Annotated in this window: 12 protein-coding genes; 2 read left to right on the top strand and 10 right to left on the bottom strand. The window is 33.2% G+C overall.

The features are described from left to right. Positions 1-22 precede the first annotated feature (22 nt). Positions 23-535 carry a VOC family protein gene (locus QO182_RS00060; RefSeq protein WP_371542731.1) on the bottom strand — a complete coding sequence of 171 codons (513 nt, stop codon included), beginning with the start codon at positions 533-535 and terminating at the stop codon, positions 23-25. 120 nt (positions 536-655) lie between these two features. Between QO182_RS00060 and QO182_RS00055 the strand changes: the two genes are divergently transcribed. After that, positions 656-967 carry a winged helix-turn-helix transcriptional regulator gene (locus QO182_RS00055; protein WP_371559191.1) on the top strand — a complete coding sequence of 104 codons (312 nt, stop codon included), beginning with the start codon at positions 656-658 and terminating at the stop codon, positions 965-967. A gap of 162 nt (positions 968-1129) precedes the next feature. On the opposite strand, the gene katG is transcribed toward QO182_RS00055, so the two are convergent. The 3 genes from katG to QO182_RS00040 form a co-directional block, all read right to left on the bottom strand. Further along, positions 1130-3403: a catalase/peroxidase HPI gene (gene katG / locus QO182_RS00050; RefSeq protein ID WP_371559189.1), complete on the bottom strand. Its 2274-nt coding sequence runs from the start codon at positions 3401-3403 to the stop codon at positions 1130-1132. Between the two features lie 965 nt (positions 3404-4368). Beyond that, entirely contained in the window at positions 4369-4863 is a 495-nt protein-coding gene (locus QO182_RS00045) for a hypothetical protein (protein ID WP_371559187.1), read from the bottom strand. 305 nt (positions 4864-5168) lie between these two features. Then, a complete protein-coding gene (locus tag QO182_RS00040) occupies positions 5169-5408 on the bottom strand; it encodes a tyrosine-type recombinase/integrase (protein WP_371559550.1) in 240 nt (79 codons plus the stop codon). Between the two features lie 135 nt (positions 5409-5543). Between QO182_RS00040 and QO182_RS00035 the strand changes: the two genes are divergently transcribed. Next, the gene (locus tag QO182_RS00035) at positions 5544-6155 is read left to right on the top strand and encodes a PAS domain-containing protein (RefSeq protein WP_371559184.1); all 612 of its coding nucleotides are present in this window, start codon (positions 5544-5546) and stop codon (positions 6153-6155) included. A gap of 1064 nt (positions 6156-7219) precedes the next feature. Here the strand turns inward: QO182_RS00035 and QO182_RS00030 are convergent. The 6 genes from QO182_RS00030 to QO182_RS00005 all read right to left on the bottom strand — a co-directional run bounded on the left by QO182_RS00030 (position 7220) and on the right by QO182_RS00005 (position 12642). Then, the gene (locus tag QO182_RS00030; protein ID WP_371559181.1) at positions 7220-7900 is read right to left on the bottom strand and encodes a hypothetical protein; all 681 of its coding nucleotides are present in this window, start codon (positions 7898-7900) and stop codon (positions 7220-7222) included. 314 nt (positions 7901-8214) lie between these two features. After that, positions 8215-8403 carry a hypothetical protein gene (locus QO182_RS00025; protein WP_371542703.1) on the bottom strand — a complete coding sequence of 63 codons (189 nt, stop codon included), beginning with the start codon at positions 8401-8403 and terminating at the stop codon, positions 8215-8217. Between the two features lie 810 nt (positions 8404-9213). Further along, positions 9214-10188, bottom strand: coding sequence for an alpha/beta hydrolase family protein (locus QO182_RS00020; RefSeq protein WP_371559178.1), 975 nt, complete (start codon positions 10186-10188; stop codon positions 9214-9216). Between the two features lie 41 nt (positions 10189-10229). Next, a complete protein-coding gene (locus QO182_RS00015) occupies positions 10230-11330 on the bottom strand; it encodes a histidinol-phosphate transaminase (protein WP_371559175.1) in 1101 nt (366 codons plus the stop codon). 207 nt (positions 11331-11537) lie between these two features. Then, positions 11538-12044 carry a hypothetical protein gene (locus QO182_RS00010; RefSeq protein WP_371559173.1) on the bottom strand — a complete coding sequence of 169 codons (507 nt, stop codon included), beginning with the start codon at positions 12042-12044 and terminating at the stop codon, positions 11538-11540. A 415-nt stretch (positions 12045-12459) separates the two neighbouring features. Beyond that, positions 12460-12642, bottom strand: coding sequence for a hypothetical protein (locus tag QO182_RS00005; RefSeq protein ID WP_371559171.1), 183 nt, complete (start codon positions 12640-12642; stop codon positions 12460-12462). Positions 12643-13095 lie beyond the last annotated feature (453 nt).

The following is a 13095-nucleotide window of genomic DNA, read 5'->3' as shown; positions in this document are numbered from 1 at the left end:
AATATAAGCTTATTAAACCTTTTTATTTCGTGTAGGCTCCAGAAGAATAAGTCAGTTCATAACTGTGCGTGTATATTTCGAAAACGATTCCAAAAGGATCTTGTACGTAACACATTTTAAAAGGCTTCTCATTTGGATAATATTCTCTAATAGGCATTCTTTGTTTACCACCGTAAGATACGATTTTTTCGATGAGGTCTTCAATATTTGGATCTTGTACACAAAAATGAAATAGCCCCGTATTGAAAGGATTGAATTCAGGCGCTTCCTTGACTCCGTGAGGGAAAGAGAATAATTCGATTCCAATGCCGTCTGAAGTTGCTAAATGTGCAATTTCAAATTCTTCCCAATCTTCGCCAAAAACGTCAATACACATTTGGCCAATAGCCGTTTCCTTTTCTTTCTTTACTGTAGATGGTTCCATAATTATGTACCAGCCCATTACTTCTGAGTAGAATTTAACAGCCTCTTTTATATTAGGAACAGTAATCCCGATATGAGAAAATGATTTTGGATAATTTGTATTAGTTGTCATATGTTATAGTATTAGATTACAAATTTAGGCTATATTTGCATAAACAGCAAGTACTAACCATAAAGTATTATAGTTACTAAAAAGAGTAAAATATGGATTATCAATGTTTTATATTTTAAAATGAGCGAAAAAAAATATTGTCCTCTGAATTATACAATGAGTTTAATAGGGACTAAATGGAAACCTTTGATTTTATTTCATTTATTGGATGGCGGTTTACGTTCTGGATTGTTACAAAAGAAAATATCCGGTATTTCAAATAAAATGTTTACCCAAACCGTAAGAGAATTAGAATCGGACGGCCTTATTTCCAGAAAAGTTTTTCCAGTAGTTCCTCCAAAAGTGGAATATAAATTGAGCGAGAGAGGACGATCTCTTGAAAATATTTTACGAAGCTTGGATACCTGGGGTATTGAAGATAATCCAAATTGATGTAAATAGGAGTGCAATAGCTACTTAGTATTCTTTCCCTATTAAGACAACTTTCATTTTTTAAATATTATTTTCTCAACTAATCAGAACAGTAATAAATAAAATAGCGGTTTCGATATAGAACCGAAACCGCTATTGATTATAGTATTAGCTATAAGTATTCTATTTTAATTTTATATCGAAACGATCAGCATCCATAACTTTTGCCCAAGCTTTTACAAAGTCGTGTACAAATTTTTCTTTGTTGTCGTCTTGTGCATAAACTTCAGAGTAAGAACGTAAAATAGAATTGGATCCAAATACTAAATCCATACTGGTAGCGGTCCATTTTACTAATCCTGTTTTGCGATCGCAAATTTCATAAAGTCCTTTTTCTGTTGGTTTCCAAGTGTTGCGCATATCAGTTAGGTTGATAAAGAAATCATTAGTCAAAGCACCTATTGTATTGGTAAAAACGCCATGTTTTGTATTACCATAATTCGTACCTAACATTCTCATACCACCAACAAGTACGGTCATTTCTGGAGCTGTTAATCCCATTAATTGTGTGCGATCCAGCATTAATTCTTCTGAACTTACAATGTAATCTTTTTTACTATAGTTACGGTAGCCATCTGCTAAAGGCTCTAATGGATCAAAAGAATCAGCATCAGTCATTTCATCAGTAGCATCTCCACGACCTGGTGAAAAAGGAACAGAAACGGCAACACCTGCGGCTTTTGCAGCTTGCTCAATACCTAGATTACCCGCTAAAATAATTGTATCAGCGATACTAATGCCAAACTCAGCAGCAATAGGCTCTAGAACAGATAAAACATAGGCTAAACGTTGTGGTTCATTTCCTTCCCAATCTTTTTGAGGAGCTAAACGAATTCGGGCACCATTGGCACCACCACGCATATCAGATCCACGGAAAGTACGTGCGCTATCCCAAGCGGTATTTACCATTTCTGGAATAGATAATCCTGATGCAGCAATTTTGGCTTTTACTGCGGCTACGTCATACCCTGTCGTTCCTGCTGGAATAGGATCTTGCCATATTAAATCTTCTTGTGGTACGTCTGTACCAAAGTATCTTACTTTTGGTCCCATATCTCTATGCGTTAACTTGAACCAAGCACGAGCAAAAGTTTCTGAGAAATAAGCTTGGTCGTTCATGAACTTCAATGAGATCTCTTTATAAATAGGATCTACTTTCATAGCCATATCAGCGTCAGTCATTATTGGGTTTTGTCGAATACTTGGATCTTCAACATCTACCGGTCTATCTTCTTCTTTAATAGTCACTGGTTCCCATTGAAATGCTCCTGCAGGACTTTTGACAGACTGCCATTCATGTTTAAATAACATCTCAAAATAACCATTGTCCCATTTAGTAGGGTTTGTAGTCCATGCGCCCTCAATTCCACTTGTTACCGTATAGCGACCTTTACCTGATTTATTAGGGTTGTGCCACCCTAATCCTTGTTCTTCTACACCTGCAGTTTCAGGATCTGGTCCTAAAATACTGGCATCACCATTACCGTGACATTTACCTACTGTATGTCCACCAGCAGTTAAAGCAACCGTTTCTTCATCATTCATCGCCATACGTTCAAACGTTTCACGTACTTGAGCAGCAGTTTTTAGAGGATCTGGTTTTCCGTTAACTCCTTCTGGATTCACATAAATTAGCCCCATTTGTACAGAAGCTAAAGGGTTTTCCATTGTTTTTGGATCCTCTACATTAGTATAACGCTCATCACTAGGCGCTAACCATTCTTTTTCAGCTCCCCAATACGTATCTATTTCTGGGTGCCAAATATCTTCACGTCCAAATGCAAAACCAAAGGTTGTTAATCCCATATCAGCATAAGCAATTGTACCAGCCAAAACAATTAAATCGGCCCAACTCACTTTATTTCCGTATTTTTTCTTAATAGGCCATAGCAATCTTCTTGCTTTGTCTAAACTAACATTGTCTGGCCAAGAGTTTAAAGGTGCAAAACGTTGATTTCCTGCGCCACCACCTCCGCGACCATCAGAAATACGGTACGATCCAGTAGAATGCCAAGAAAGACGTATCATCAAACCTCCATAGTGTCCCCAATCTGCAGGCCACCATTCTTGACTATCCGTCATTAAAGCATGCATATCTTTTTTTAAGGCTTCAATATCTAGTTTCTTAAGTTCTTCGTGATAATTAAATTCTTGTCCTAAAGGATTTGTTTTAGTATCATGTTGACTCAATATATCAAGATTAAGTGCATTAGGCCACCAATCCATAACATTTGATTTGGTAGAGGTATTTCCGCCATGCATCACTGGGCATTTACCTGCTGATGCATCATGGTTTGTTTCAACAATAGTAGCGCCTTCATTTAATGGAAGCTGTTCATGATTTACAGGGCATTTACCTTGACCGTTAGAAGGGTCTGGATTGTTATTATTTTCCATGTTTAAAAGTTTTATAGATTTATATTTTCGTTGTTATCTTCTTTCATTACCAAAATTAGCCTAAATCGCATTACTAAATTACAATCCTTAATTTTCATATCTAATTTAATTATAAATAAAATCTATAGAAATTATTTACATAATAATTTTTACAGATGTGAAATAAGTTTCATTTAAAGAAATAGATTACTACTACTTACAGTGTTCCATCGAGCAATTCCAATTAGAATAAGCGGATCATTTGTTGATTCTCATTTCATAAAACAGCAATTGCTTCAAGAATTAAAAAAAGAGATGTAATAAAAACAAATCATTTGATAAAATAGAAAGTATTGAAATCAGGTTTTTTTTGACTGACTGCTAACGTCAGTCAAAAAAAACCTGCGTTTTATTACTCTCAAAAATAGCGAAAATAGTTGAACAAACGGTAAGAAAGTTGGGTTTTTAATGAGGCGACACATGTACTTATATAAATGCAACATGTTGCTTTTTAGTAGTTTACAATATTGTTTTTAGTAGAAAGACGAGTTCTGTCCACCGATGCCGCTATAGAAAATAGTTAACTTCAAGGCTATTGACTTTACATCAATATCATTTTTAAAATCTATATCTATGCGTATTACAATACGGTTAAAAGCTCATTTATACCGGTTGATGTTTTTTGATCAGCGTGGTCCTCCTGCTTGGTATCTTGGCAATAGCCAAAACTCTTCCGATAGCTCTCGGGACTGTGAAAATTAATTTGACGGGTAAGGGCATTTATGCTCTAAAGTGATGGAAAACACTCGGAAACCACTGGCATTATTATTCATTAAAAAAAGAGGCGCAATAGCCTCTTGAATATCTCTTTAAAATCTTTACGATAAGTGCATAGTATAGCGGAAGTGTAATTGGTTCCGTTCAACCCGGGTTTCTTTGTTGGTGCTACGCACGCAACGAAACCCTAGCTGTTGTGCGTTCGCTTTTTATTTATTTGCTGTTTCTACACTATCAATTTTCTTTTGTAATTCTGCTTTGCAATCTTTTACCAATTCAGAAAACACTTTAAATTGTTCATCAATTGGTTTTTTAATTATCTTTTCATATTCTATTTGCGTATAAGTTTTCATGATTTTTTCACTTGTGCAATTACAATAATCAAAGTTTATTTTTGAATTTTCTTTTGGTTGTTCCCTCATTCCAATTAAGCAATATTTGTTTAAACTATCTTTTGCAGTTTCGCTCCATTTAGTTTCTGCTTTTTTTGAGTTTATTCTGTAAGTGTCAGAATCAAGATTTAATACGTTATATCCACCTTTTAAGATTAAAGATATTACTTTCATCATTAATTTCATGTTTTCTGATTTTTCTTCAGTTTCTTCGGAAGTTTTTGGTTTGTAAATACCGAAAAAAACTAAAAACAAGTAAATTCCAAGAAGTAAAGATGAAATTCCGAAAATTAAAGGTAAATAATTAGTCATTTTTTGGCATTTTGTTAACTATAAATAATACTCCAAGTAATGTAATTGCTGTTATAATTAAAACAATAACTTCGGATATTCCAAAAGTTCCATTTTGTTCATAAATTAAAAACCTGCGAAAATTAATCCTGCAATTGATGGAATAATTAATTTTTTCATTTTTTTGTTAATTTCAATGATGTTTTTTCATTTTCATTTCGGTTTTCTGTCGCTCTAAAGTGACGCACAACTTGTATATACTAGCGCTAAAATGGCTCCAATGCACCCAATTTAGGTTGGCTTTGTGCCATAATAGTTGCTGCTAATTATTGTACTAATGTATAAATAAAATAGTACGAATCATCAAATTGACTTTTTATTTGTTGTAGGCTTTTGGTACTTACACGGGTGTATATTTCAGTCGTTTTACTACTGCTATGTGCTAGTAATTCCTCAGTGTAATATATATCAGTGTCGCTCTCTAATAAATAGGTAGTAAAACTATGCTGTAAAGTATGAACGGTGGCTTTTTTAGTTAAACCTGACTTTTTTAGGGCATCACGCATGACTGGCTTCACTACTGCCTAGTACCATATGGTTCTCCCGCAAATTGCCCTCATCGGCTGATAGCCTAATTTTGAATTAAAAAAGAGGCTCTTTGTAGGATTTATTGTTATATTTAAGGCATTGAAAAATGGGTTATGAAACATTTCGAAGAAACTAGAGGATTACTGAATGATTCGGCTTTATTTTATGTGGTAACTACTGCTATGGATGGCAATTACTCTTATGTAAACGAAAATTACGCTAACGCATTTTTACATGTGAACAGCAATTTTGTAGGACAACCCTATCATATCACAATGCATCCCGACGATATGAATACTTGCGTCGAAGTTGCTGCTAAATGTTTTGAGAACCCGACCAAATTATTTCCGGCGACAATTAGGAAACACGATGGGAATGGGGGGTATGTATATACTCAGTGGGAATATAAAGCCATGTTTGATGACCAAAAAAAACCTGTCGGGATATACTGCATAGGATATAATATAACAAAATATATTGCTGAAGAATTACATTTAAAAAAGGCAAAAGAAGAGATTGAAAAAAACAGTAATATCTTGGCAACAATCATTTTTCAACAATCACATCTTATTAGGGCGCCGCTAAGTAATATAATCGGACTTACCGGTCTTCTAGACAAAACGCTATTAGATAGTAATAACAGTAATATTTGTGACATGATATTGGCAAGCTGCAACCAACTTGATGACGTTATTAGAAGTATTATAAAGATTGGCAGATCCTAATTGAATCTTCTTAATAATTCTGACTCTTAGGTAGAATTACCATTAAACTGTATGGACTGATAACTGAGTTATTATGAAACACCCTGTTTTGGGTTGAGTGTAATGATTGATTCCATGTCTTTTTTTCAACTCATTTATTCTTAAAGGCAGTAACTCATAATTCTTAAAAGGGTCTTTAGACAGTTTGACGGTCTGGCAATTTGCTAGGTTGGGGAATTTAAAGCAGTGTATTTGCGATTGACTAAAACACGATAATTTTTTTTAATTTCACTAAAACGCAAATACACCAAGTATGAATTTCTAATCCTTTATTTTTTTGATCAGATACATCCTTTACTCAATTAATAAATTTTGGTAATCATTATGGGTAAATACATCTAATGATAATGCTACAATTGTAGCGCTCTTAACGTACAAACACTCTGCATTGTGGAATTTATAATTGCTACTCATTACTAAAAAAAAAGAGTACTAACTAAATATAGAAAATTAGTGCTAGCTATAGCTACAAAAAAAGATTCGTACGGCGGCGAAGGTAGGAACACGGTCTTGGCGGCTTAGTTGTTTTTTAGGCTTCTAAAAAGACAATACATTTGCCCATTTAAAAACAAACAGTAGTAGAATTGTAATACCTCCACTGATTAATAATTCACCTTGCCAATAAAAAGTCCTCGTCCCCCATAGTTCCCAACTCTTTTTACCATATTCTTTTTTGAAATGAGCACTAGTACCCCTCCAAAAAACATAAGTGATTATTAAAAAAAGCGATATTGCTATTATTCATATTTTTTCCATTTGTTGAATTTTTAGTTTAAATTTTTTTAATTGTTGGCAACGTTTGGTATATGTTTTTTTACGTGTTTTAAGTACCTAATTTAGTAAATTCAGACCGAATAGGCCAGATAGCTCCCGGGAGCAAATTGCTTTCAGCCAGTTCGCTTGTCTCGCAGAGTAAGTAGGCTAGAACTTGTAATAAATTATGCTGGGGGTTGTGGTTTCGTTATTTCCTCTTTTTTAGTTTTGTTTTAATCAGCGGTATCATTACTTATAGTTCCTCATCAAGGCTACTCTCTATCTTCTGGTAAAGGTGAAATCATAATGTGCGCTTTATGTGTTCCGGAATTCATAATCCAAGGATGATTTGAAGCCATTGGAACTTCTGGCAAACCAGTAGATTTTGATGTGGCCCAAGGTAAATATACCACATAGCGAAGTTGCGCACCTTCAACTTTTGAGGCTGCAGGGTCATACACTGTCTTTGCCCCGTAGTAGATTTGTAGCGTCAACCCAGGTGTTATTTTAAGTTGACCTGATTTCATCTCTGCTTCACGGATAGCAAAGACTTCTTGTTCTGTCTTTCCTTCTGCCCTTAAAGCTCTTCCTCTCGCCATAAAGGGTTCGAGGTCTTTATGATAACATGCGGCACTAAATCCATCCTGATTGGGATTATCTGCAAGAATAATAAATTCATTATCTCCTTCTTTGAGCGTCACAAATTCACCTGCCATATTATATCCAATAACTTTACATTTGGATCTACTTTCTTTGGGAGCAGCCATTAATGCTGTTGCAATTAAAGCTTCATCAGTATCAATATTCTTTAATTGTTTATTGATATCATTTGATGTACTTTTTGTTTCAGATTCCATTGCAGAGGATTCCTGTTTTGCCGTTTTTGTTTTGTCTGATGAATTACAAGAAATCAAAATTCCTGCAAAAACAAATGCTGTAATAAGATGTTTCATGATTTATTAATTTTTAAGTGTTTTCATAATGAAGTACAACGTTAGGTATATTTTTTGTTACGCATTGAAGCAACTAATTTACTAAATAAATCACAGATAGTAAATTCCAGCGTCCCGACACTTCAGGATTCGCAAGTAGTTGAGGACTAGTAATAAATTATATACTGTGTTAGCTTTAGTTTCATAGGTATTTAATTGTCATACTTTATGGTTTTTATTGCTTTTTTAGATAAATTGATAAAAGGCTATTTAGATTTCCTAAATAGCCTTTTACTTCTTTTTTATTTACTCCTTTTTCCATTGTGGATAGGAAGTTATTCGTTATTTCGGTCATCTCCTGGTCTTGGGGATTTGAATACGTCCATTCCTTCTTTTCTATGCTCCAGCACCTGTTCCTTGATAAATTGACGGTACTCACTGTTGCTCTGACCATCCTGTTTGGAGAATTCAGCTACTGTTTTGGTTAATCCTCTTGACTTGGTATTCAAATATGTTGTACTCATATATAAGTGTTTTAATTATTAATCTGCAGTTTACAATTTAAATACGGGGACTTTATTAATACTGTCTTAAAATCAATATGTTAACTTTAACACTTGCATGTCTTGTTAAGGTTTTTCTTAAAAAAACCACTACTTCAAAAGGATTAAAGGTGGTAACATAGATACATGTAACATTAATATTGTTGTTATAAATACCTCTCCTAGGCAAATTCTTTTTTTATTAAGGTTTTGGCTAAGTTTATGGTTGTATTTGCATAGTATGGTTATGGGAATCACAAAGTTTATAAAAGACAGCGTTTTCGGGTGTTAAAATTCCAATTTTAGAGGTATCTGTAATCCCATTATTAAAATGAGTTGAGCGTTCTCATCTTCGGTTGGCAACATTTTCAGTACCAATGGCAGAACTAAAATGCAAGTCACTACTTAGGCCTAAAGTTAGTGGCGTATTTATCAGTATTCGACTCGACTGAAATTTTTAATTTTAAGGGTTTGCTGTAACGTTTAATTACTTTGCCGTTTTGATATATAACTGTTTAGAATCTATGCAGGATTGGTGAGTATTACTGCCAACGTCAGTTTGTCTAATAACCTATGCTTTTACATTTTGTATTTGGACTCCTATCTATGAAAAATCTCAAATATAAAAATCTCAGAGACTTGTTTTAAGTTTTTAGACAGTTTGACGTCTTGCTGCTTTGAGATGGTATGTGGTTCGTAACCTTTCATTTTTTAGCTTTGCAGAAAATAGGATGCGAATAGTTAATTCCACTAAATCACACATGATATCAACGCAGCTGTTGTACGCCGTTTTTATCTTCCGTGATATGCCATATTTGGCAATGGTTCATTATTCTTTAAATACCTATCAAACCAATTTATTACTTGTTCATTTACTTCTTTTTCGTGTTCCGAAACTCCATGGTCACCACCTTCAAACATTATTAGTCTATAAGGAATTCTGTTTTTTTCAAATTCTAAAGAAAGGTTTAAACTTTGTGTTGGTTTAACTCTCCAATCAGAATTTCCATGCATCATTAAAATCGGAATATTTTTTGGGAATTTGTCTGCCCATTTGATAGCAGACCTTTTCTCTAATTCTATTTCTTTGTTTTCTGCATAATTGGGAATTAATTCTGATAGAACATCAGTTTCCATTTCGGGTCTGTCTTTAATTGAGCTAAAAATATCTGAAACTGCTCCTCCAACGACAGCTACTTTTATCTCTTTCATTTTTGTTAAAGCAATATATGTCATCATTCCTCCACGACTCCAGCCATACATTCCAATTTTTTCAGTATCAGCTTCTTTTATTTCTTTTAATACTTTTGGAAGTATAGTAATATCATTTACATCTTTGCCTCCAAATTCTTCTTTTCCTTCACTTCCTGCATTTCCTCTATATTGACTTGCGATTACAACATAACCTTCTTTTGCAATTTGACCAAGAGTAATTGCTCCGTTGGCAATTACTAAAGCTCCAAAATCATTATTTCCACCACGATTATAAATTATACAAGGATATTTCCCATCTTTTTTAGGTTTTACTAAAAGACCATTTATTTTCAAGCCATCACTTAAATATGTTATGCTGAAAATTTCAATACTATCTAAATATTTAAAATTTTCTTTCCATTTAATTTGACCGTCTACATTTTCTGTTAGATGTTGATATATTGGTGTATTAGATAAATTAGAAATTAATTTTTGTTTGAGAAGAATCTTAGTTTCTTGAGCCTTACAGTTAGTGAAGACTAATAAAATGATTAATGTTTTAATGTATTTCATAGTTTTATTGCTAAACGGCGTTTGTGTGCTGTTTTTTATATTTACTCTAATGCTTTAATAAATTGTTTCATTTCTTTCATTGTGCCAATTGTAATTCTCGACCATTTCCCCTTTTCTTCATAAATTTTAGTTCCTTGAATATTATTCTTTTTTAATTGCTCAAAAAAGTCTTTGTTGTAATTCTCTAATGAAAAATAGACAAAGTTTGCGTGCGACGGAATACAACGTATTTTTAAATTCTCTAATTGATCAACCGTATATTTTCTTACTTCATTGTTAAATGTAATAGTATCTGTTACAAATTTATCATCCTTTAATGATGCTAAAGCTCCTGAAGCCGAGACAACACTTACACTACCATTTGCGGCAAATTGCAATTGACTTATTTCCTTAATGGTGTCAGGATGTGCTATTGCATATCCAATACGTGAACCTGCTAAGGCATATATTTTAGAAAAGGTTTTGGCAATAATTAAGTTTTTATTCTCCGTTACAAGATTTGCAAGTGAGGGTTGGTCGGTAAAATCTAGGTAAGCCTCATCTACTAAAACTTTCGTTCTTTTTGTGGCTTCATTTATGAAATTTAGAAGTTCTTCACTTGCACAAATCGTCCCAGTTGGATTATTAGGATTACATATATAAATCATTTTCGTATCAGTGTCAATTGCATTTAACATTGCAGATAAATCATGTTTTTTATCTGCTGTTAATGGGATTGCAATTTTTTTAAGACCTGCATTTTCCGCTGTTATTGTCCAATAATCAAACGTAGTTTCTGCAATAATTAAATTTCCTGATTTTTTTGACCAAAACAAAGCAACTAAATTTAAAATTTCAGAAGAGCCGGCACCTAATAATATGTTTTGATAAGTTAAATGATGTTTTTGGGCAATTTTTTCCATTAGTTCGTCTAACAAATCCCAATCATAGCGATTGCTGACACTCACACTATCTCTCATTGCTTTACTAGCCAAAACTGATGGGCCATAAGGATTTTCGTTTGACCTTAACTGAATTAGACTTATATTTTTTTCGTTAGTGCTATTTTCGTTTGTTGGAATTGCAAAACTCTCAAACGGAATAATACCTAAACCTACAATACCTAAACTTGTTTGCTTTAACCAATTTCGTCTATTACTCATAGTGCTTTTTTTTAAATGTTGTAAATTTAAAGTTTCTATTTAATACTGATTTGCGTTTGTAGCTGGGCAAAGCAGCATACAGGGTTTCGCCACTTTACGATGGCTGGAAATTCGTAATCACTCACTTTTCAGCTTATCGAAAACTTGATGCGAAACGGTAATTGCACTAAACTCCAGCTAGCTCAATGGCTGTTAGCAGAATTTTTTTTATTCACAATCACGATTATATGCATTTACAATTCTTTCCTTATCAGATGTTTTATAATTTTCTGTTTCATTCCAATCTTTTAAAAGACTTGGGCAATCACTTATTAATTCTGCAATTCTATTTCTTGGATTTAATACATTTAAATAAACAATTTTATCATCTTTAACCATCACGGGTAAAATTCCATTATAGCCATTACTTATATAAACTTTATAAAATGATATTTTTCCTATAATATTTGCTTCATAGAAGTTATTTAAATCATTTTTTAAAATAGTAAAGGTTCTATATCCATTAGAGGTATATGATGAAAAAGATTTAATTAGCTTTGGACTCAAACTCATTTTTGCTCCGTTTGCAATTACATTTACCCTTTTATTAGAGAAATTAATAATTTCACATTTGATAGTATCATTTTTATTATTTACATAAAATTGATCATATTTTTTTTGAGCGGACATTAAATTTCCTAAAAATAATAAGGAAAAAAGTAAAATTTGTTTCATTGTTTTTATTTGTAATGTTGTGTTAAAATTTCTGCTAACTTTAAAGCGTTCGCAAGTTTCGTTTGTCGGTTTTGCTTTTCCACCTTCTGCTAGAAAATGTAACTTTTAGGTTTCTATTTTGCAAGACTTCACTTTTCTAAATCACAGTTTTAGTCATAAACCTATGAAAAAAGCCAGCGTAAATTCCACCGGAATTTCTCTGTTGCCATTGCCCCTAACGTTCCCTTGCTACAAGTGATTAGGGGTTAAATTAAGATTTGTCTTTCGGTTGAGTTTTGTCAGTTTTTGAATCAGCAAGTATTTTCAATTCCGTTTGAGTGAGTAATTCCGCAACAGCTTAAATTCCGTATTCAATTCGGTTTTGGTTTTTCAATTGAGATTTCAGTTGGTAAACAAGCTTTAAATTCTGTAAAATTTAATGACTAATGGTATATAAAAACTCTCCGATAACTTCTCCACCATTATAGATTTTTCCGATTATGAATAAAACTAATAACACACCTAAACATAAATTAATAATTGATTTCTCCTTTTTTGATAGGGATTGGTACTTCAAAATCATTTTATCAATAAAAAATTCGCCTTCTTGAGTTTTCATATTATTACTTTATTAGATCATGGTTTTTTTATTAGTGTACTAATTATAGTTAAATGTTACAAAATGTAAATGTTTACGTTTCGGTTAAAGAGCGTTCCGCAATGAATGACAACGTCTCCAAGGCTTCGCGAGGTTTGGGGTTAAACTATACAACATAAAACGCTCGGTCAATATACTGGGCGTGGCTGATTTAATTGCCAAACTCAAAAAATGGAACTCACCCTATAAAGCAATAGCTTGTTTTGTCTTTCTAACGAACTATTTTAGGCTTTCTAAAGACAGTATTAAAAATGAGCGACAATTTGCCGCCTAAAAAACAGCTAGCAGTAAAACGACTATATTGCCGTTTATGAGTATGTATTATTTGTGAAATTAGGGGAAAAGGAGGTTTTTTCACAGCCTGACGTTATGCCACTTTGAGATGGCTGGAAGTTCGTAACCGCTCAATTTTCG

Source organism: Flavobacterium sp. Arc2, from assembly GCF_041431385.1.
Taxonomy (GTDB): domain Bacteria; phylum Bacteroidota; class Bacteroidia; order Flavobacteriales; family Flavobacteriaceae; genus Flavobacterium.
The sequence above is the reverse complement of the archived record's forward strand: the minus strand, read 5'-3'. Positions and strand labels throughout refer to the sequence as shown.